18 protein-coding genes are annotated in these 19435 nt (G+C 63.1%); 10 read left to right on the top strand and 8 right to left on the bottom strand.

Annotation, left to right across the window (positions count from 1 at the left end; genetic code table 11):
• The first annotated feature begins 184 nt into the window (after positions 1 to 184).
• The 3 genes from F474_RS05085 (at position 185) to F474_RS05075 (ending at position 4811) form a co-directional block, all read left to right on the top strand.
• Positions 185 to 1639 carry a glyceraldehyde-3-phosphate dehydrogenase gene (locus tag F474_RS05085; protein WP_097083629.1) on the top strand — a complete coding sequence of 485 codons (1455 nt, stop codon included), beginning with the start codon at positions 185 to 187 and terminating at the stop codon, positions 1637 to 1639.
• A 264-nt stretch (positions 1640 to 1903) separates the two neighbouring features.
• Complete coding sequence (locus F474_RS05080; RefSeq protein ID WP_097083630.1) at positions 1904 to 3148, top strand: OprD family porin; 1245 nt, start codon at positions 1904 to 1906, stop codon at positions 3146 to 3148.
• 64 nt (positions 3149 to 3212) lie between these two features.
• Positions 3213 to 4811 carry an argininosuccinate lyase gene (locus tag F474_RS05075; protein ID WP_097083631.1) on the top strand — a complete coding sequence of 533 codons (1599 nt, stop codon included), beginning with the start codon at positions 3213 to 3215 and terminating at the stop codon, positions 4809 to 4811.
• Positions 4812 to 4844: 33 nt separating this feature from the next.
• Here F474_RS05075 and F474_RS05070 read toward each other — a convergent pair whose 3' ends face one another.
• Entirely contained in the window at positions 4845 to 6047 is a 1203-nt protein-coding gene (locus tag F474_RS05070) for a cation:dicarboxylate symporter family transporter (protein ID WP_097083632.1), read from the bottom strand.
• Between the two features lie 66 nt (positions 6048 to 6113).
• Here F474_RS05070 and F474_RS05065 point away from each other — a divergent pair, with 66 nt between their 5' ends.
• Entirely contained in the window at positions 6114 to 7085 is a 972-nt protein-coding gene (locus F474_RS05065; protein ID WP_097083633.1) for a LysR family transcriptional regulator, read from the top strand.
• Between the two features lie 32 nt (positions 7086 to 7117).
• Here the strand turns inward: F474_RS05065 and F474_RS05060 are convergent, their stop codons facing one another.
• Positions 7118 to 8407, bottom strand: coding sequence for an MFS transporter (locus tag F474_RS05060; RefSeq protein WP_097083634.1), 1290 nt, complete (start codon positions 8405 to 8407; stop codon positions 7118 to 7120).
• A gap of 370 nt (positions 8408 to 8777) precedes the next feature.
• On the opposite strand from F474_RS05060, the gene sthA reads away from it, so the two are divergent.
• The gene (gene sthA / locus F474_RS05055; protein ID WP_097083635.1) at positions 8778 to 10172 is read left to right on the top strand and encodes a Si-specific NAD(P)(+) transhydrogenase; all 1395 of its coding nucleotides are present in this window, start codon (positions 8778 to 8780) and stop codon (positions 10170 to 10172) included.
• Between the two features lie 42 nt (positions 10173 to 10214).
• On the opposite strand, the gene F474_RS05050 is transcribed toward sthA, so the two are convergent.
• Entirely contained in the window at positions 10215 to 10937 is a 723-nt protein-coding gene (locus F474_RS05050) for a glycerophosphodiester phosphodiesterase (protein ID WP_097083636.1), read from the bottom strand.
• A gap of 34 nt (positions 10938 to 10971) precedes the next feature.
• Positions 10972 to 11562, bottom strand: a complete 591-nt coding sequence (locus F474_RS05045; RefSeq protein WP_097083637.1) for a PilZ domain-containing protein — start codon at positions 11560 to 11562, stop codon at positions 10972 to 10974.
• A gap of 94 nt (positions 11563 to 11656) precedes the next feature.
• Here F474_RS05045 and F474_RS05040 point away from each other — a divergent pair, with 94 nt between their 5' ends.
• Genes F474_RS05040 through F474_RS05030 form a run of 3 tightly spaced genes read left to right on the top strand, consistent with a single transcriptional unit; the run spans position 11657 to position 14853 of the window.
• Positions 11657 to 12904, top strand: a complete 1248-nt coding sequence (locus F474_RS05040) for a lipoprotein-releasing ABC transporter permease subunit (protein ID WP_097083638.1) — start codon at positions 11657 to 11659, stop codon at positions 12902 to 12904.
• Between the two features lie 7 nt (positions 12905 to 12911).
• Positions 12912 to 13595, top strand: coding sequence for a lipoprotein-releasing ABC transporter ATP-binding protein LolD (gene lolD / locus F474_RS05035; RefSeq protein WP_176510711.1), 684 nt, complete (start codon positions 12912 to 12914; stop codon positions 13593 to 13595).
• A 13-nt stretch (positions 13596 to 13608) separates the two neighbouring features.
• Positions 13609 to 14853: a lipoprotein-releasing ABC transporter permease subunit gene (locus F474_RS05030; protein WP_097083640.1), complete on the top strand. Its 1245-nt coding sequence runs from the start codon at positions 13609 to 13611 to the stop codon at positions 14851 to 14853.
• On the opposite strand, the gene F474_RS05025 is transcribed toward F474_RS05030, so the two are convergent.
• Positions 14844 to 16175, bottom strand: a complete 1332-nt coding sequence (locus tag F474_RS05025) for a heavy metal sensor histidine kinase (protein WP_097083641.1) — start codon at positions 16173 to 16175, stop codon at positions 14844 to 14846. The two genes, F474_RS05030 and F474_RS05025, sit on opposite strands and share 10 nt — an antisense overlap.
• Entirely contained in the window at positions 16175 to 16855 is a 681-nt protein-coding gene (locus tag F474_RS05020; protein ID WP_097083642.1) for a heavy metal response regulator transcription factor, read from the bottom strand. Before F474_RS05020 ends, F474_RS05025 begins: the two co-directional genes overlap by 1 nt.
• Positions 16856 to 16938: 83 nt before the next feature.
• On the opposite strand from F474_RS05020, the gene queF reads away from it, so the two are divergent.
• On the top strand, positions 16939 to 17760 hold the full coding sequence (queF, locus tag F474_RS05015; protein ID WP_097083643.1) for an NADPH-dependent 7-cyano-7-deazaguanine reductase QueF: 822 nt from the start codon (positions 16939 to 16941) through the stop codon (positions 17758 to 17760).
• A gap of 5 nt (positions 17761 to 17765) precedes the next feature.
• On the opposite strand, the gene F474_RS05010 is transcribed toward queF, so the two are convergent.
• Positions 17766 to 18032 carry a DUF4404 family protein gene (locus tag F474_RS05010; protein WP_097083644.1) on the bottom strand — a complete coding sequence of 89 codons (267 nt, stop codon included), beginning with the start codon at positions 18030 to 18032 and terminating at the stop codon, positions 17766 to 17768.
• A 196-nt stretch (positions 18033 to 18228) separates the two neighbouring features.
• Here F474_RS05010 and F474_RS05005 point away from each other — a divergent pair, with 196 nt between their 5' ends.
• Positions 18229 to 18876, top strand: coding sequence for a VacJ family lipoprotein (locus F474_RS05005; protein ID WP_256577690.1), 648 nt, complete (start codon positions 18229 to 18231; stop codon positions 18874 to 18876).
• A gap of 47 nt (positions 18877 to 18923) precedes the next feature.
• On the opposite strand, the gene F474_RS05000 is transcribed toward F474_RS05005, so the two are convergent.
• The gene (locus F474_RS05000; RefSeq protein ID WP_097083646.1) at positions 18924 to 19235 is read right to left on the bottom strand and encodes a PilZ domain-containing protein; all 312 of its coding nucleotides are present in this window, start codon (positions 19233 to 19235) and stop codon (positions 18924 to 18926) included.
• Positions 19236 to 19435 lie beyond the last annotated feature (200 nt).

Raw genomic sequence — 19435 nt, 5'->3', positions numbered from 1 at the left:
TCAAACAAAGATCGACCACTATACCGGCCAGGAGTGCCAGCTGTCAGGCCTGCACGGTGCCTGCGAACTTCCAGGGCCCTGGCGCGGTCTATGCAGCCGTCGTAAAGCGGTACGTTGCTATTCGAGAAGGGGCGCGTTCATAATGTAGCCCCGTTTTTCATCCCCTACATGTGGAAGGTTCCCCGTGACTCAGAAGCCCGACCAGTGCCTTGGTGAATGGATCGATCGTGAAGCGCTGGCGGAGGCGATGATCCCTCTGATCGGCCAGCTCTACCGCAACAACAACGTGGTGAGTTCGATCTTCGGCCGCAGCCTGATCAACCGCTCCGTGATCCAGATCCTCAAGGCCCACCGCTTCGCTCGTCACCGCCAGGCCGATGAGCACGAGCTGTCGGTGCACGAAACCTTCCCGCTGCTCAAGGCCATGAGCGAGCTGAAGCTGGGTGCGGCCTCGGTCGACCTGGGCAAGCTGGCCGAGAAGTTCAAGGCCGAAGGCAACGGCCGCAGCGCCGACCAGTTCGTGCGTGAAGAGCTGGCCGAGGTGGTTGGCAAGCAGACCACCACCCTGGGCGTGCGCAAGGGCCAGGACGTCGTGCTCTACGGTTTTGGCCGCATCGGCCGCCTGCTGGCGCGCATCCTGATCGAAAAAACCGGTGGTGGCGATGGCCTGCGCGTTCGCGCCATCGTGGTCCGCCAGGGTTCTAAAGACGACCTGGCCAAGCGTGCCAGCCTGCTGCGCCGCGATTCGGTCCACGGCACCTTCGAAGGCACCATACAGGTAGACGAAGAGCACAACACGCTCAACGTCAACGGCAACCTGATTCAGGTGATCTACGCCAAGAGCCCGGCCGAGGTCGACTACACCCAGTACGGTATCGAGAACGCGCTGATCGTCGACAACACCGGCGTATGGCGTGATGCCGACGGCCTGGCCCAGCACCTGGCCTGCCCGGGTGCCGCGCGCGTGGTGCTGACCGCACCGGGCAAGGGCAAGCTCAAGAACATCGTGCATGGCATCAACCACGGCATCATCGAAGACAGCGACCAGATCATCTCGGCCGCCTCGTGCACCACCAACGCCATCGTACCGGTGCTCAAGGCCGTGAATGACCAGTACGGCATCGTCAACGGCCACGTCGAAACCGTTCACTCCTACACCAACGACCAGAACCTGATCGACAACTTCCACAAAGGTTCGCGCCGTGGCCGTAGCGCTGCGCTGAACATGGTGATCACCGAAACCGGCGCCGCCACCGCGGCCGCCAAGGCGCTTCCAGAGCTGGCGGGCAAGCTGACCGGCAACGCCATTCGTGTACCGACGCCGAACGTGTCGATGGCCATCCTCAGTTTGAACCTGGAGAAAGCCACTACTCGTGAAGAGATCAACGAGTACCTGCGCGACGTATCGCTGCACTCGGAGCTGTCCAAGCAGATCGACTATGTCGACTCCAGCGAAGTCGTGTCCACCGACTTTGTCGGCTCGCGTTACGCGGGTGTGGTCGATGCCCAGGCCACCATCGTCAACGACAACCGCGTCAACCTCTACGTGTGGTATGACAACGAATTCGGCTACAGCTGCCAGGTAGTCCGCGTGCTCGAAGACATGGCCAAGGTCAACCCGCCAGCCTTCCCGCATTGATACACGGTTGATGCAAAGAAACGCCCCGGTCGATGACCGGGGCGTTTTCGTTTTGGCTGCCGGTGGTTGAATGCCGATGAAGGTAGCGGGTACCGGGAAGCCGTCAATGGCTGTCGGCTAGATAACTCATACGCACAAAGTATCTAGGTACTATTTTTTATATATTTTTAATGTCGAGCTTTGCTCGGTACGCTTCCTCCCGTGGCCATACGAGCCGCACCTGCACGCCTCCAATAACAACAAGCGATGCCACGGGATAAAACAATGTACAAAAGCCCCGCCTCTCTCGGCTTCACGTCGGCGGCCGCGCTCGGCCTGAGCCTTGCCTTTCCAGGCTTTGCCGAAGCGGACCTGCTCGAAGACAGCAAGGCCGAACTCGAATTTCGCAATTTCTACTTCAACAGCGACTATCGCCAGGCAGGCGCCGCCCAGTCCAAGCGTGACGAATGGGCCCAAGGCTTGCTGCTCACCTACGAGTCCGGTTTCACCGACGGCCCGGTGGGTTTTGGTGTCGATGCCATCGGGCTGTTCGGCTTGAAGCTGGATTCGGGCCCTGAGCGGCGCAACTCCGGGCTGCTGCCGGTGGGCGATGAAAAGGCGCCTGGCAATTACGGCCGTGCCGGGGTGGCTGCCAAGGCGCGCGTGGCCAAGAGCGTGCTGCGGGCCGGCACCTTGATGCCCAAGCTGCCGACCGTGCTGCCCAATGACGGCCGGTTGCTGCCGCAGACCTTCCGTGGGGCGCAGCTTACCTCCAAAGACATCACCGACCTGACGCTCAATCTGGGGCGGCTGACCCGTAATACCGAGCGCAACGACAGCGGCCACGAGCTCATCGAGGTGGAGGGCAAGGGCATCCGTGGCGGCCAGGCCAGCGACCGCTTCGATTTTGCCAGCGCCAGCTACAACTGGACCAAAGGGCTTACCACCGCCTACCACTACGGTGCCCTGGAGAACAATTACCAGCAGCATATCGTCACGCTGCTGCACAACGTCACACTGGCGCCAGGGCAGTCGCTCAAGAGCGACCTGCGTTATGCCCGCTCGCTCAAGGACGGCAACACCAATATCGACAACACGGCGATCGGCGCGCGCTTCACCTACACCCTCCAAAGCCACAGCTTTGGTGTGGCCTATCAGAAAATGAAGGGTGTAACAGGCTTTGCGCATTTGGCCGGTACCGACTCCTTTCTCGTCAACTACGTGATGATTTCGCCGGACTTCGCCAACCCGCAGGAGCGCTCCTGGCAGGCCCGCTACGACTATGACTTCGCCGCCCTGGGCGTGCCTGGGCTCAGCTTCATGACCCGCTACCTGCAAGGCGACCATTTTGCGCGGGGCAACAAAGAGGGCACGGAGTGGGAGCGCAATACAGACCTTGCCTATGTGTTCCAAAGCGGCCCATTGAAGAACCTCGAGCTCAAATGGCGTAACGGCACCTACCGCAGCAACGGCGGTAACAACATCGACCAGAACCGCGTGATCGTCAGCTACACGCTGCCGTTGCTGTGAGATGCACCTGCGCCGGCAACTTCCCACCCGCTCAACTTGCGGCAAGCGCCGCCCGGAGCCTGAAATGCCTGTCAAAAAGAACCTGATCCACCTGGCCGTGGTGTGCGCCCTGTTCCACAGCCACCTTGCCCTGGCGGCCAATACCGCAGACCTGCCGTGCAAGACCACCGAGCAGTGCGCTGCCCAAGCGGCGAAGATCGGTGCCACCGTCGACAAGCCCAAGGCCAAGGGCAACGCGGCCGACAGCCAGTTCGCCTGGTTGAATCGAATCAACAAGGCTTCGATCGTCATGCTCACTGAAGAGGGCATCGTCAAACCCGAGATGGGCCAGAAGATCGCCACGGGGGTGCGTTATGCCATCGAACAAGGTGACCAGCCCAACGGCAAGCGGCCCAGTGACGTGTTGCAGCTCGAAGAAATCATGATCGAGAAGATCGGCCCCGAAGCTTCGCTTATTCACTCTGGCCGCAGCCGCCAGGACATGCTCGCCACCTACCGCCTGGCGACGTTGCGCTCCGATGTACTGGCCTATGCCCAGGCGCTGAATGCAACCCGCGAACGCTTGCTGGCAATGGCCGACAAAAATATCGATACCCTGGTGCCGGCCTACACCAACGGCGTGCAGGCCATGCCGATCACCTACGCCCACTACCTGCTGGCCTTCGAGGCTTCTTTCGACCGTGACGGGCAGCGCATTCGCGAGCTGTACCAGCGGCTTAACCAGAGCCCGATGGGCACCGCGGTACTGGCCAACTCGGCCTACCCGCTGAACCGGGAGCGTATGGCTGAGTTGCTGGGTTTCGATGGCGTGCGGGAGAACTCCCTGGATTCAAGCCAGGTATCGACTTACGACATTCCCATCGAGGCCGCAGATATTGCGTCGTCTTCGGCCATCCGGGTGGGCGCACTGATCGGCGATATCCATACGCAATACCACCAGATTCGCCCCTGGCTGCTGCTCGACGAAGAAAAGACCTACACAAGCAGCGCCATGCCCCAGAAGCGCAACCCCGGCCTGTTGATGCGGGCCCGTGAAAAAGCGTCCGACGTGGTGGGGTTGGCCCAGGCAGTGACCGTGCGTGCGCACAACGTGACCACCGGCATGACTGACTACAAGTTCGCGTTCGATTCGCTCGGGGTGTTCGATTCCGCCAAGGACATGTTCGCTGCGACCGATGCGGTATTCGATGCACTCCAGATCAACCCGCAACGGGCCCGCGAAGAGCTGGAGAACGAATGGACCACCTCCATGGAACTGGCCGATACGCTTGAGCGCACACACAAAGTGCCGTTTCGCATTGGCCACAGCTTCGCCTCGTTGATCGTCGAGCAGGCGCGTGACCAAGGCCTGACACCCAAGACGTTCCCCTACGCCGATGCCCAGAAGCTCTACACCCAAGCGGCCGACAAGTACCAGTGGAAGCCCAACAGCTTGCCGTTGGACGAAGCGGCTTTCCGCGCCTCGCTGTCGCCGGAGAACATGGTCAAGACCCGCAAAGGCACGGGTGGGCCACAACCTGAGGAGGTCAAGCGCATGCTGGCCGAGGCACACCAGCACCTTGAAGCCGACCAGAGCTGGCTGCGCGAGCGCCGCCAGAAGCTGGCCCAGGCTGAAGGCAAGCTGGACCAAGCGTTCGGTAAGCTGCTACCGACCAAGGGCTAGCGGGCAGGAGCGCATCGCCCACGGGCGATGCGTTCACGACGGTACTGATTCGTCGCGGCGGGTCGCCGGCTGTGCGGCGTGCTGCCAGCGCGCGATGGCCAGGCAGGCCACGCAGTTGCCCAGCACGTTGGTGAGCACCCGGCACTTCATCAGGCGTTCCACGCCCAGCAGCAAGGCGGCGTTGTCTGCCGGAACGATGTGCAGCAGGTTCAGCGTGACCAGCAGGGTGAAGAAAGCCGAACCCGCCATGCTGGTAGACCCCAGCGAAGTCATCAACGCCACGACCAGCAACGTGAGCAGGTCGGTGGCCGTAAGCTCGATACCTGCCATTTGTGCCAGAAACAGCACGGCGATGATCAGGTAAAGGTTGGAGCCGCAGAGGTTGAAGCTGTAGCCGGTGGTCAGCACCAGCCTGACTACCGCCCGGTCGCAACCCAGCGCCTGGAGCTTTTCGACCAGGCCCGCAAGTGCGGCGACCGATGAGCCAGTGAAGGTCACCAGCGCCAGTTCCGCTTTCACGTGCCTGATCAGCGCCCACAAAGAGGTGCCTGAGGCCTGGGCGGCCGGAGCGAGGATCAGCAGGATGAAGGCGGCGCAGGCCAAATACATCACCCCAAGGAATTCGAGCAGCGGCAGCATCGAGGTAGGGCCGAATTTGCCGAGGGTGTACGCCATGGCACCGAAGGCGGCTAGCGGCGTCAGGCGCAACAACATGCGCAAACCGCGAAACGTCAGTGCTGTGGCGCGCTCCAGCAGCGCGTGCAGGCGCCGCGCACAGGTGAGGTTGATCAGCGCACCGGTGGCCAAGCCTGCCAGCATGATCTGCAGGATGGGATTGTGAAGCAGTGCCTGGCTCAGCAGCACGGTGGTGCCTGACCAAGTGAAACCGGCCGGCTTCAGTGCCAGGCTCGGCTGCGCCAAAGCCACAGTACCTGCACCGGGCTGAGCCAACTCCGCGACCACGCAACCCAGGCCCAGCGAGAGCACCGCCAGGCCTTGAAAGCACACCAGCACCTTGCCGGCCAGGCCGCGCTGGCGCAGTGCCAAGCCGGCCATGCCAGCGGCGGTCAGCAGGAACATCATCAACGGCATCAGCCAGCCGATCAGGCGGATGAAAGCATCCGACAGTGGCTTCATGTTCACCGCAAGCGCCGGATCGAGCACGCCTAGCAGCGCCCCGCACAGGGTGGCCAAGAGCAACTGCAAGGTGGGGCTGCCTGAAAGCCGTGCGAGCATCGACGTTCCGCTGATGTTGTGGTTATTGTGCGGCCATCTTAAAACCTTGTTGCAGGATTGTTCACCATGGAGCTGCGTCATCTGCGTTATTTCGTGATGGTGGCCGAGGAGCGGCATTTCACCCGGGCTGCTGCACGGCTCAATATCCAGCAGCCGCCCTTGAGCCAGCAGATCCGCGCGCTGGAAGACGAACTGGGCTTCAAGCTGTTCAAGCGCCACCCCAAGGGCGTGGACCTGACGGCGGGCGGTGAGGTGTTCCTCAATGAGGCGCGCGGGATCCTCGCCCGTGTGGAAGAGGGCGCGCGGAAGGCGGCGCGCGCCGCCCAAGGCATCGAAGGCCAGTTGGCCGTGGGGTTGACCAGCTCTGCAGCGGCCCACCCGTTGATCCCGCGAATCATCCGTGCGTACCGTGAGCGCTTTGCGGGGGTGGCGGTCTCGCTCAGGGAAGGCAGCGCGCAAGCGCTCACCGACGCTGCCATTGAGGGCACGGTGGAGGTGGGCATCCTGCGGGCCCCGGTGAGCCAACACCCTGGCATCGAGTTCCACCGTTTGCTCAATGAAGAAATGCTGCTGACCCTGCCGCTGGGCCACCGGTTGATCGACGGGTACGCGCCCGGTGAAGACGCTCCGGCGATTTCGCTGAAGGCCCTGGCCGAGGAGGATTTCATTCTGGTGCGCAGGCCCGGTGCGCCGGGTATGTACGCCAATTTGATCAAGGCATGCCAGCACGCTGGCTTCAACCCGCGGATCGCCTTCGAGGTGGAGCGCATGCTGACCAACGTCAGCCTGGTCGCGGCGGGGGCGGGGGTGTCCATCGTGCCCGCCTCGATGCGGGATGTGCACAAAGGCAGCGTCGTGTACTGCCCCATTGCCGATGCACGGCCACGGCTGCAGGCTCCAATCACGCTGGTGTGCCGTGGCTTCAACCAGTTGCCGCCGCTGCGCAATTTCATTGCATTGGCAAGGGAGTTGTGTGGCCGGCGCTGGCCGGTAGATGTTGCGGCCCGCAAAAGCACCACTGCCAGGCAGCGAAGCTGACTGGCAGTGGTGTTATCGGCCGCTTGTGAGGCTTATGCGTTGGCAGGGTCGCTCATGCGCAGCTGGTGGCGGTTGCCGCGGAACAGCACCAGGGTCGCGATCAACCCCATCACCGCGGCACCGCTGAGCCACAGGCCCGGTGCTGCATCGTTGGCCAGGGTGTGGATCAGCCAGGTGCAGGCCGCTGGGGTGAACCCACCGAAGGTTGCCGTCGCCAGGCTGTAGGCCAGCGAGAAGCCGGTGGTGCGCACGTCACGCGGCATCACCTCGGTCAGTGCTACTACCATCGCGCCGTTGTAGGAACCATAGAGGAACGACAGCCACAGCTCGACCATCAACAAGTGGCCGAAGCTCGGCGAGCTGGTCAGCCAGGACAACAGCGGGTAGGCGGTCAGGATCGCCAGGATGGTAGTGGTCAACAGCAGCGGCTTGCGGCCGATGCGGTCGGACACCGCACCCATCACAGGCAGCCAGATGAAGTTGGAGATACCCACGCACACGGTCACCAGCAGCGCGTCCAGGTCGGTCAGGTGGAGCACGGTCTTGCCGAAGGTCGGGGTATAGGCAGTGATCAGGTAGAACGACACGGTGGTCATCACGACCATGGCCATCCCGGCGATCACCAGGCCGAAGTTCTGGCCGATCGACCGCATCACTTGCGAGAAGCTTGGGCGATGGGTACGCGCTTCGAACTCTGGCGTTTCTTCCAGCGAACGGCGAATGATGAAAATCGCCGGGACGATGGCGCAGCCGACCAAAAACGGTACACGCCAGCCCCAATGGGTCATGTCTTCGGGGGTGAGCCAGTGATTCAGCGCCACGCCCAGCAGGCCGGCGAACACCACGGCCACTTGTTGGCTGGCCGACTGCCAGCTGACGAAGAAACCTTTGCGGCCCGGCGTGGCGATCTCCGAGAGGTAAACCGACACACCGCCCAGCTCTACGCCCGCGGAGAAGCCCTGGAGCAAGCGGCCAAACAGCACCAACAGCGGTGCAGCGACGCCCAAGGTCGCATACCCGGGTACCAGCGCGATCAGCAACGTACCGGCAGCCATCATCGCCAGTGTCACGATCAGGCCTTGGCGGCGGCCATGCTTGTCGATGTAGGCCCCGAGAAAGATCGCACCCAGCGGGCGCATGAGAAAGCCAGCCCCGAAGGTGGCCAGTGAAAGCATCAGCGAGGCGAATGCATCGTCGGAGGGGAAGAACGCCTTGGCAATGGCGGTGGCGTAGTAGCCATACACCATGAAGTCGAACATTTCGAGGAAGTTGCCGCTGACAACGCGAAAGATCGCTTTGCCCTTGCCGGTGGTAGAGGCCATGAATGCACCTTGTTTGTAGTTATTTGGCAGGCTCGGATCCCTGAACCAGACGGCCCGATAGGCCGGTGCGCGTTTACGCGCGTTTGCGACGGCGCGTTTGCGACAACGCTGATCGACGGTAATTGTAACGATATGTGTATAGCGCTCGACGAGCAAGCGCAATCCGTTCGGCGGTGCTCTGCCATGAGGCCTGAAGCACAATCCCGTGGCGTGTTGTCGCAGGTAGAAATGGCATTTCTGTCGACCAAGGGTTAATGTGCGCGTCAATCGCTGTTCATTAAAATGCACAAGCCAGCTTTAATTGAATGCCGCCCGTGGCATGTGAAGCCCGGCGCAAACCGCGCGCCAGGGCCTGTTCTGAGGAGTACGCATGGCTGTCTATAACTACGACGTAGTGGTGCTGGGTTCAGGCCCGGCAGGTGAGGGCGCGGCCATGAACGCCGCCAAGGCCGGGCGCAAGGTCGCCATGGTCGACAGCCGCCGCCAGGTCGGCGGCAACTGCACCCACCTGGGTACCATTCCGTCCAAGGCGTTGCGCCATTCGGTCAAGCAGATCATCCAGTTCAACACCAACCCGATGTTCCGCGCCATCGGCGAGCCTCGCTGGTTCTCGTTTCCCGATGTGCTGCGCAGCGCCGAGCGGGTGATCGCCAAGCAGGTGGCCTCGCGTACCAGCTACTATGCGCGCAACCGGGTCGATGTGTTCTTCGGCACCGGCAGCTTCGAGGACGAGCAGACCGTCAGCGTGGTCTGCGCCAACGGCGCGCAGGAGCGCCTGGTTGCCAACCAGATCGTCATCGCCACCGGCTCGCGCCCTTATCGCCCCGTCGATATCGACTTCACACACGACCGCATCTACGACAGCGATACCATCCTTGGCCTGACTCACACTCCACGCAAGATCATCATCTATGGCGCCGGGGTGATCGGCTGCGAATACGCCTCGATCTTCAGCGGCCTTGGCGTGCTGGTGGAGCTGGTCGACACCCGTGACCAGTTGCTCAGCTTCCTGGATTCGGAAATCTCCCAGGCCCTGAGCTACCACTTCAGCAACAACAACGTGATGGTGCGCCACACCGAGGAGTACGAGCGGGTCGAGGGCATGGAGCACGGCGTGGTGCTGCACCTGAAATCCGGCAAGAAGATCAAGGGCGATGCCTTGCTCTGGTGTAACGGCCGCACCGGCAATACCGACCGCCTCGGCCTTGAGAACATCGGCGTGAAGACCAACAGCCGCGGCCAGATCGACGTCGACGAGGCTTACCGCACCAGTGTCCCGAACATTTACGGGGCTGGCGATGTGATCGGCTGGCCGAGCCTGGCCAGTGCGGCGTACGACCAGGGCCGCTCGGCCTCGGGTAGCATTGTAGAGAACGGCAGCTGGCGTTTCGTCAACGATGTGCCGACCGGCATCTACACCATCCCGGAGATCAGTTCGCTGGGCAAGAACGAGAGTGAGCTGACCCAGGCCAAAGTGCCCTACGAAGTGGGCAAGGCGTTCTTCAAGGGTATGGCGCGCGCGCAGATCTCCGATGAGCCGGTGGGCATGCTGAAGATCCTCTTCCACCGCGAAACCCTGGAGGTGCTTGGCGTGCACTGCTTCGGCGACCAGGCATCGGAGATCGTGCACATCGGCCAGGCGATCATGAACCAGCCGGGTGAGCAGAACACGCTCAAGTACTTCGTCAACACGACCTTCAACTACCCGACCATGGCCGAAGCCTATCGGGTGGCCGCATACGACGGGCTCAACCGGCTTTTTTGAGCGGCTCCGGCTGGCGGCCTGAGCCAGCCGGAGAGGGGCCCCTCAGCGATTCCCGAGGGTGGCGCTGGCCAAACCGGGAAAGTCTGTGATCAGGCTGTCTGCGCCGAAATCGGCGAGCCGGCGCATCAGCGCTGGCTCGTTCACGGTCCACACCGACACATGCAGCCCCTGGCGCTGGGCCTTGTGCAGGCGCTCTGGCGTGCACAGCGTCCAGTTCAATGCCAACAGCTCGCAGCCGTAGCTTTGGGCGACTTTCAAAGGGTCGAGCCACGCGTATTCGGCGACCAGGCCGCGGCTGATGTCCGGCACCAGCTCCTGGGCCGCGCGCAAGACCACACGCGAGCTTGAGGTGATGGTCACTTTGCCCAGCAGGCCGTGGCGCTGGGCCATTTCGCGAATCGCCAGCACGGTGGTGGTAGCCCGCACCCGAGACGCACTTTTGACTTCCAACTGCCAATGCTCGAATGGGCAGGCCTCGAACAGCTGCTCAAGCGTCGGGATCGGGCAGGGGCTGCGCCAGCCTGGCCCGCCTTTGCGTGCGTCCATCGTGTTCAGCTCGGCGGCGGTGTAGGCGGCCACTTTGCCGCGGCGTTCTGTGGTGCGCTGCAGCGTCGGGTCGTGGATTACCATCAGTTCGCCGTCGCGCGACAGATGCAGGTCGAGCTCGCAGCGCGTTACGCCGTGGCTCAGGCACTGCTGGAAGCTGGCGAGGGTATTCTCAGGGGCTTCGCCTTTGGCGCCCCGGTGGCCGTAGAGAAGGGTCACGATCAGTCCTTGTCGCGGGAGGGAAGGGCAGCGCTCAAGAGGTGGCCTGAAGCGCCTGGGTCTCGTTGAGCTTTCTACGCTCGGCGGCCTGATGCTGCAAGACATAGCGCGCCAGTAATTGGCGCTGTGCATCGGTAGAGTTCTCGAACTCGACGCCCACATCGAAGCTTCCTGCGGCATTGGCGTCGCAGCGCACCACGCGGGCGCGCAACATGACCCCCAGTGCCTGGGGCATCAACGCCATCCTGACATCCAGCGTGCTGGCTTCGGCCAAGGGCCGCGGGTAGCTGAATTCCAGGCCCGCTTCCGACAGCACTACCGGTTGAGGTTCGCCGATGCTGCCCAGTATCGATTGCGCCATCACTTGGGTGAGCAGGTCGATACGTTTGTTCTGCGCGCGCAGGAAGGCGGCCAGCGCACGGTTGCCTTCGCCGACCTGGCGCAGCAGGTGTTGCGATTCGAAGTCCGACAGGTGCAGCTCGCACAGCATGGCGAACAGCGGCGCCTGGCGCGAAGCCTCTTCGGCCGAAGGAGTTAAACCTGTTTCATGGGGGGTGATTTCCAGTGCGACCCGGTCACTGATGCGGTAGTATTCGCGGCGTTCCGCGTCGTCTGTCGTCTGCATGGCGAACCCAATCTGGCAGTGATGGTCCGAGTGTAAGATCGCGCGGGCAGCCACGCCACACGGGCGACCTCTACCACTGCGAACAAGCCCTTACATGTTCAGACCTCTTTTCGTTTACATCGGCGCTCGCTACACCCGCGCCAAGCGTCGCAACCACTTCGTGTCGTTCATTTCCCTGACTTCCATGATCGGCCTCGCCCTGGGCGTGGTGGTCATGATCGTCGTGCTGTCGGTGATGAACGGCTTCGATCGCGAAATGCGTACCCGCGTGCTTGGCATGGTCCCGCACGCCACCATCGAATCTCCTACGCCCATCGACGACTGGCAGGCCCTGGCGAACAAGGTGCAGGCCAATCCGCAGGTGGCTGCGGTGGCGCCCTTCACCCAGATGCAGGGCCTGCTCACCCACGACGGGCAGGTACAGAAAGTGCTGCTCAACGGTATAGAGCCTGGCCTGGAAGATAAGGTTTCGATCATCGATGCCTTTATTCGCGAGGGTAAGCTGAGCGATCTGGCCCCAGGGGAGTTCGGCATCATGATCGGTGACAAGGCCGCCAGCAAGCTGGGGGTCAAGGTGGGTGACAAGGTCACCTTCGTCGCTCCGGAGGTGGCGATCACCCCAGCCGGTGTGTTCCCGCGCATGAAACGCTTTACCGTCACCGGCATCTTCCACGTCGGGGCCGGCGAGATCGACGGCTACCTGGGCGTCACCAACCTCGAAGACCTGGGCCGCCTCCATCGCTGGAAGCCTGGCCAGGTGCAGGGTATCCGCCTGAAGTTCGACGACCTGTTCCAGGCCCCCAGGCTGGCGTCGAAGCTGGCCTCGCAGCTGCAGGGCGACTACTACGCCCGCGACTGGACCCGCACCCACGGCAACCTCTACCAGGCCATCCGCATGGAGAAGAACATGATCGGCCTGCTGTTGCTGCTGATCGTGGCGGTGGCGGCGTTCAACATCATTTCGACCCTGGTGATGGTGGTCAACGACAAGCGCGGCGACATTGCCATCCTGCGCACACTGGGCATGACGCCCCGGCAGATAATGGGCGTGTTCATGGTGCAGGGCACGGTGATCGGCGTGGTGGGCGTGGCTGCAGGGGCCGTGCTGGGCATTCTCGCCGCGCTCAACGTCAGCAGCGCCATTGCCGGCCTCGAGCACCTGATCGGGCATAAATTCCTCAACCCGGACGTCTACTTCATCGACTACATCCCTTCGCAAGTCATGGCCCAGGATGTCTACCTGGTCTGTGGCGCGGCGTTGGTGCTGAGTTTCTTCGCCACCCTCTACCCGGCCTGGCGCGCAGCGCGCACGCAACCGGCAGAGGCGCTTCGCTATGAGTGAGCCACGCATGAACGATAAAGCCGTGCTGAGTTGCCGCAACCTGGGCAAATCCTACGACGAGGGCCCGGCGTCGGTGACGGTGCTGCACAACCTGCAACTGGAGCTGCGTGCCGGCGAGCGAGTGGCCATCGTCGGCAGCTCCGGCTCGGGCAAAAGTACCTTGCTGAACCTGCTGGGCGGCCTCGATACCCCCACCCGCGGGAGCGTCTGGCTGGCGGGCGAGGAGCTCTCGGCACTGAACGAGCGCGACCGTGGCCTGCTGCGTAACCGCGCCTTGGGCTTCGTGTACCAGTTTCATCATCTGTTGCCCGAATTCACCGCGCTGGAAAACGTCTGCATGCCGCTTTTGATCGGCAAGGTGGCCATTCCCGAAGCCCGCCAGCGCGCCACGGCGCTGCTGGAGCGAGTAGGCCTGGGCCATCGCCTGGCGCACAAGCCGGCGGAGCTTTCCGGCGGCGAGCGCCAGCGTGTGGCGATCGCCCGCGCCTTGGTGAACCGCCCTGGGCTGGTGATGCTCGATGAGCCCACCGGGAACCTCGACCAGCACACTGCCCAAGGTATCCAGGAGTTGATGCTGGAACTGAGCCAGTCGCTGCAAACCGCCTTCCTGGTCGTTACCCACGATCCGGCGCTGGCGGGGCAAATGGACCGCACGCTCAAGCTTGACGACGGCCACCTGGTCCCGCTCTGATCCCGAGGCATTCATGTTCAGACCCTTGATCTTCTTCATCGGCGCTCGCTATACCCGCGCCAAGCGGCGCAACCACTTCATCTCGTTCATTTCCATGACTTCGATGATCGGCTTGGCGCTGGGCGTGCTCGCGATGATCGTGGTGCTGTCGGTCATGAACGGCTTTCAGCGCGAAATGAGTTCACGCATCCTCGGCATGGTGCCTCACGCCACGGTGGGGGCGACCACGCCGCTCGACGACTGGAAACCGGTGGCCGCCGCCGCGTTGAAGAACCCTGAAGTGCAGGCAGCGGTGCCATTCACCCAGCTCGACGGCATGTTTTCCTACAAAGGCGCGATGCAGCCGATCCAGGTCAGCGGCATCGAGCCCGGTGAGGAGAGCAAGGTATCGATCGCCGCGTCGCACATCGTCGCCGGCGATCTGCAAGCGCTCAAGCCGGGCGAGTTCGGCGTGGTCATCGGTGACATCACCGCCCGGCGCTTTCGCCTGGCACCGGGCGACAACATCACCCTGATCGTGCCAGAGGTCAGCAGTGCGCCCGGTGGCATCACCCCGCGGCTGCAGCGCCTGACCGTGGTAGGCATCTTCCGGGTGGGCGCCGAGCTAGACAGCACCCTGGCCCTGATCAACGTGCAGGATGCCGCCAGCCTTCAGCACTGGGCGCCGAACCAGGTGCAGAGCGTACGGCTCAAAGTGCGCGACCTGTGGATGGCGCCGGAGGTGGCCAAACAAGTGGCCCAAGGGCTGGGCCCCCAATACCGCCCAGACGACTGGACGCACACCCAAGGCAGCCTGTTCGCCGCCATGAAGATGGAAAAGACCATGATCGGCCTGCTGTTGCTGATGATCGTCGCAGTGGCGGCGTTCAACATCATCGCCACGCTGGTGATGGTGGTGAACGACAAAGGCACTGACATCGCCATCCTGCGCACTATCGGCGCCACGCCCCGGCAGATCCTGGGGATCTTCGTGGTGCAGGGCTCTCTGATCGGAGTTGTCGGCACGCTGGTCGGCGGTGTGCTCGGAGTGGTTGCCGCGCTCAATGTCAGCCAGATCGTCGGCTGGCTCGAGCGGGTGAGCGGGCAGCACATCTTTACCTCCGACGTGTATTTCATCAGCAACTTGCCTTCCGAGCTGCAATGGAGCGATGTGGGCATGATCTGCTTTGCGGGGCTGGTGATGAGCTTTCTGGCAACCTTGTACCCGGCCTGGCGTGCCGCACAGGTAGAGCCTGCCCAGGCGCTGCGTTACGAGTGAGGCGGCAAGCGGAGCTCGAAGCGGGCGCCGCCTGCCCAGGGCACGCACTCGAGCTCGCCACCGTGAGCACGCAGAATCGAGCGTGCGATCGCCAACCCCAGGCCCGCATGCTCGGCGCCGCCCTCGTTGCGGGCGGTGTCGGCACGGTAAAACCGGTCGAACACCCGGTGGCAGTGCTCAGGTGAGATCGGCGCGCCGCTGTTACTCACGCTCATCCGCCCGTCTGCCACATCCACTACGATGCTTCCGCCTTCAGGGGTGAAACGCAGGGCATTGTCCAGCAGGTTCGACAATGCGCGGCGCAACAGCATGCGGTCCGCCCGCGCTTGGCCATGGCCCGTTCGGCGCAGTTGCACACCGGCGTCCTCAGCCAGCAGCGCGTAATACTCGACCAAGGCATCGGCTTCCGCTTCCAGGGCCAGCGGCTCGGCTTGAGTGGGCAACAAGCCGTTGTCTGCCTTGGCCAGCAACAGCATGTCGTTGACCAGTTGCGCCAGGTGCTGCAACTCCTCGAGGTTGCCATGCAGCGCCTCACGGTACTCGGCCAGCGCCCTTGGCTGGCTAAGGGTCACCTGGGTGTGGGTAAGCAGGTTGGATAGGGGCGTGCGCAGCTCATGGGCGATGTCGGCACTGAAGCCCGACAGCCGCTCGAAGGCGCCTTCCAGGCGCCCCAGCATGGCGTTGAAGGCACTGGCGACTTCGGCGAGCTCTGCCGGCAAGGCGTGCTCGGGCAGGCGCGTGGTCAGCGACTGCGCTGAAACCCCAGCCGCCACTTCGCCCATGCGCCGCAGCGGGCGCAGCCCCCGCCGTGCGGCCCACGCGCCGAGCAGGGCGGTCGCCAGCGCGGAGAGCGCCATGGTCAACCAGATCAATTGCTGTACCCGTGCCAAGAAGTGTTGGTGGTGGGTGATGTCGAGCCACAACTGGGCTGTGGCGCCGTCAGTGCCCACGGGCTGCTGCAGCACCCGATAGTCGACGCCGTCGCTCTGCACCCGCTGCAACCTGATCGAGGGCGCAGCCTCGGGAAGGTCGGGCCGGTCATCGAACCAATGCTCGCCGCTGGGGCCTAGAACTCGCAGGCTGAGGTCGCCCTGATGGCCCAACGCGGCTTGCAGGCGCGAGCGGGATTGCACCAGCGTGCCTGAATGCGTGCCCGACAGCACCGGTTCAAGTGCTTGGAGCCGGCTGCTGAGCAGTTGCTCGTCCAGTTCGAGAAAGTGCGTTTCGCTGGCCCGGGTGAACAACACGCCGGCCAGCAACGACACCGATGCCGTACAGGCCGCAAACAGCAATCCCAACCGGTTGCTCAGGGGCTGGCGCATCACTGGCCTCGGGCTTCGAGTACATAACCCATGCCCCGAACGGTGTGGATAAGCCGTTCGGGAAAGGCGTCGTCGACTTTGGCGCGCAAGCGGCGGATGGCGACCTCGATCACGTTGCTGTCGCTGTCGAAATTCATGTCCCAGACCTGTGAAGCGATCAGCGATTTGGGCAGCACCTCACCCTGGCGACGCAGCAGTAATTCCAGCAGCGCGAACTCGCGGGCGGTGAGGTCCAGCCGTTGGCCGGCGCGCTCGGCACGGCGGCGCAGGCGGTCCAGGCGAAGGTCGGCTGCTGCCAGCAGGGTCTCTTGCGCGGGTGCAGCGCCCCGGCGCAGGAGGGTGCGCACCCGTGCCAGCAGCTCGGAAAACGCAAAGGGCTTGACCAGGTAGTCGTCGGCGCCCAGCTCCAAACCCTGCACGCGGTCGGCGACGGCATCGCGGGCGGTGAGGAACAGCACAGGCGTGGCCAGGCCTGCGGCGCGTACGCTTTTGACGATGTCCCAACCGCTTCGGCCAGGCAGCATCACATCCAGGATCAGCAGCGCATGCTCACCCGACAGCGCCAGCTGCTCGCCCCCCAGGCCTTCGTTGGCCCATTCCACGGTGAAGCCGGCCTCGGACAAGCCCTGGCGCAGGTAATGGCCGGTGCGGGCCTGGTCTTCGACGAGCAGCAGTTTCATGGGGATGTCCGTTGGGTCACGCGGGCCTATTCTACCTACGCCGGGGCGGTACAATAGCCGGGTTTTTTCAATCAGGTTTTCTCATGCACGCCGAACACTCCCCGCTGGGCAAGGCCAGCGAATACATCGCGGTCTATACCCCCAGCCTGCTTTTCCCCATCCCTCGCGCGGGCAAATGGGCCGAGCTGGGCCTGACTGCCAGCACCTTGCCGTATCAGGGCGTGGATTACTGGAACTGTTACGAGCTCTCTTGGCTGCTGCCTTCAGGCAAGCCGGTGGTAGCCGTCGGTGAGTTCGCGATTCCGGCCGACTCCCCGAATATCATCGAATCCAAGTCATTCAAGCTGTATCTGAACTCCCTGAATCAAACCCCCTTCAACGATTGGGCTGCCGTGCAGCAGTGCCTGGAGCGGGATTTGTCCGCGGCTGCCGGTGCGCCCGTGCAGGTTCGCCTGAAAACACTGGCGCAGGCCCAGGCTGAAGGGGTAATGCAACTGCCCGGCCAGTGCATCGATGACCTCGATGTGCAGATCGACCGCTACGCCGAGCCTGGCATGGGCTTGTTGGAGGCTGGGGCGGGGCAGAGTGAAACCATCCTGCACAGCCACTTGCTCAAATCCAACTGCCCGGTAACTGGCCAGCCGGATTGGGGTTCGGTGGTGGTCGACTACAAGGGTAAAACCCTCGAGCCTGCCAGCCTGCTGCGCTACCTGGTGAGCTTTCGCCAGCACTCGGATTTCCATGAGCAATGCGTGGAGCGGGTCTTCGTTGACCTGGCCAAGCTGCTGGCGCCTGAACGGCTAACGGTTTACGCACGCTACGTACGCCGCGGCGGGCTGGACATCAACCCCTACCGCAGCACCCACGCGTTGCAGGTGACCAACGCGCGGCTAGCGCGGCAGTAGCAGGGTTATACGCCAATGTTGCCAAGGTGTTGCACGATATTGCGCAGCACCCCGGCAACCCTGGGGTACTCCACTTCCAGCCGCTCAACCGCCAGGTTCAGCCCGTCGGTTAGGCTGTCGGGTTGCTGGGTGGCGTTTTCCAACTCGATACGGGCTTCGACCTGCGCCATCAGTTCGTGAAGGTGCTCACGCTCCTCCAGCGACAGCGGCGGGTGCTGTTCCAGTTCATCGCGCAAGGCCGTCAGTTGGGCTTGCAGTTCGCGCACAGGCATAACGTTTTCTCCTTCAAAAGCAGGCACATCCATGGACCGCGCCGCTGCCCGAAAGGTTCTGGCAAGTGCCGCGGCTCAACCCCTATACTAGGCCGGTTTTTACGCCGCCACCCGGCCTTGGGCCGCTTCGAGGAGAGAGTTCATGCGCAACGACCGCGCGCGCCACTTCGCCCATTGGGGCTGTGCATGCCTGGCCATGGGCCTTGCCCTGGCACCGCTGGCTGCCCAGGCCGCCGATAGCGACCCCTGGGAAGGCGTGAACCGCGCCGTGTTCCGTTTCAACGACACGGTCGACGCCTGGACCCTCAAGCCGCTCGCCAAGGGCTACCAGTACGTCACCCCGCAGTTTCTGCAGGATGGCGTGCACAACATGTTCAGCAACGTCGGCGACGTCACCAACCTGGCCAACAACCTGCTGCAGGCCAAGCCTGCCGCTGCCGGCAAGGACGTCGCCCGGTTGATCTTCAATACCACTTTCGGGCTCGCGGGCTTTTTCGATGTAGGTACGAAGATGGGGCTGCAGCGCAGCGACGAGGATTTCGGGCAGACCCTGGGTTATTGGGGTGTTCCGTCGGGCCCTTACGTAATGCTCCCGCTGCTGGGGCCCAGCACCGTGCGTGATGCGTTCGGCAAATACCCCGACACCTACACCTATCCCTACCGCTACATCGATCACGTGCCCACCCGCAACACGATTTTCGGTATAGGCATGGTCGACACCCGCGCCAGCCTGCTTCCGGCCGAAAAGCTGATCAGCGGCGACAAGTACACCTTCCTGCGCAATGCCTACTTGCAGAACCGGGAGTTCAAGGTCAAGGACGGCCAGGTCGAAGACGACTTCTGACCGGTGGCCCTGCCGCAAACCCAAAGGAGGCTGGCGGCAGGGCGGGGTCAGGCGATCTTGATGCCGTCCATCTCGCGGATACGCAGCCCGAGCAGCCATTGGCCGGGTTGCTGGGACTGATCGGCCCGGATCACCTCGCACAGGGCATTGAGGTCGGCAAGCTCGGGGTGGCGGGAAGGCACCAGCACTTCCAGCATCTCGCCAACTGGCACATGGCAGCGGGTTTCGACCTGCATGCCGTTACTCGACAGGTCGCGGCAGATCCCGGTGTGCTTGCCACCCAAGGCACTCAAAGTGACTTCGGCGTCCATGGCCATGCGGATGAAGTCGCGTTTTTCGGAAAAATCTAATCGGCTCATACGGTCGTCCTGAAAATGGGTTTTTGCCACTGGGCTCTTATAACTCTGCGTCATTTGGGCTGTAAAGTCGGCCGGCGACCATCGGCGCATGCTTGAAACGGCCCTCGGATGGGAGTACCGTCAGCGCCTTGAAGGGTAGCCCGGACCCGTTCGGGAATCCTGGCGCCAAACCACTCGGCGAGTTTTGCCCAGGCCCACCT

The sequence above is a fragment of the Pseudomonas sp. URIL14HWK12:I12 genome (assembly GCF_003097135.1).
Taxonomy (GTDB): Bacteria; Pseudomonadota; Gammaproteobacteria; order Pseudomonadales; family Pseudomonadaceae; genus Aquipseudomonas.
Note: the sequence above shows the minus strand (reverse complement) of the source record. Positions and strands in the feature narration are given on the sequence as shown.

What these genes read in the sequence shown, in the direction of transcription:
- F474_RS05080 (WP_097083630.1), top strand. Translation starts at nt 1,904, where the DNA reads ATGTACAAAAGCCCCGCCTCTCTCGGCTTCACGTCGGCGGCCGCGCTC.
- F474_RS05075 (WP_097083631.1), top strand. Translation starts at nt 3,213, where the DNA reads ATGCCTGTCAAAAAGAACCTGATCCACCTGGCCGTGGTGTGCGCCCTG.
- F474_RS05070 (WP_097083632.1), bottom strand. Translation starts at nt 6,047, where the DNA reads ATGCTCGCACGGCTTTCAGGCAGCCCCACCTTGCAGTTGCTCTTGGCC.
- F474_RS05065 (WP_097083633.1), top strand. Translation starts at nt 6,114, where the DNA reads ATGGAGCTGCGTCATCTGCGTTATTTCGTGATGGTGGCCGAGGAGCGG.
- F474_RS05060 (WP_097083634.1), bottom strand. Translation starts at nt 8,407, where the DNA reads ATGGCCTCTACCACCGGCAAGGGCAAAGCGATCTTTCGCGTTGTCAGC.
- sthA (WP_097083635.1), top strand. Translation starts at nt 8,778, where the DNA reads ATGGCTGTCTATAACTACGACGTAGTGGTGCTGGGTTCAGGCCCGGCA.
- F474_RS05045 (WP_097083637.1), bottom strand. Translation starts at nt 11,562, where the DNA reads ATGCAGACGACAGACGACGCGGAACGCCGCGAATACTACCGCATCAGT.
- F474_RS05040 (WP_097083638.1), top strand. Translation starts at nt 11,657, where the DNA reads ATGTTCAGACCTCTTTTCGTTTACATCGGCGCTCGCTACACCCGCGCC.
- lolD (WP_176510711.1), top strand. Translation starts at nt 12,912, where the DNA reads ATGAACGATAAAGCCGTGCTGAGTTGCCGCAACCTGGGCAAATCCTAC.
- F474_RS05030 (WP_097083640.1), top strand. Translation starts at nt 13,609, where the DNA reads ATGTTCAGACCCTTGATCTTCTTCATCGGCGCTCGCTATACCCGCGCC.
- F474_RS05025 (WP_097083641.1), bottom strand. Translation starts at nt 16,175, where the DNA reads ATGCGCCAGCCCCTGAGCAACCGGTTGGGATTGCTGTTTGCGGCCTGT.
- F474_RS05020 (WP_097083642.1), bottom strand. Translation starts at nt 16,855, where the DNA reads ATGAAACTGCTGCTCGTCGAAGACCAGGCCCGCACCGGCCATTACCTG.
- queF (WP_097083643.1), top strand. Translation starts at nt 16,939, where the DNA reads ATGCACGCCGAACACTCCCCGCTGGGCAAGGCCAGCGAATACATCGCG.
- F474_RS05010 (WP_097083644.1), bottom strand. Translation starts at nt 18,032, where the DNA reads ATGCCTGTGCGCGAACTGCAAGCCCAACTGACGGCCTTGCGCGATGAA.
- F474_RS05005 (WP_256577690.1), top strand. Translation starts at nt 18,229, where the DNA reads ATGGGCCTTGCCCTGGCACCGCTGGCTGCCCAGGCCGCCGATAGCGAC.
- F474_RS05000 (WP_097083646.1), bottom strand. Translation starts at nt 19,235, where the DNA reads ATGAGCCGATTAGATTTTTCCGAAAAACGCGACTTCATCCGCATGGCC.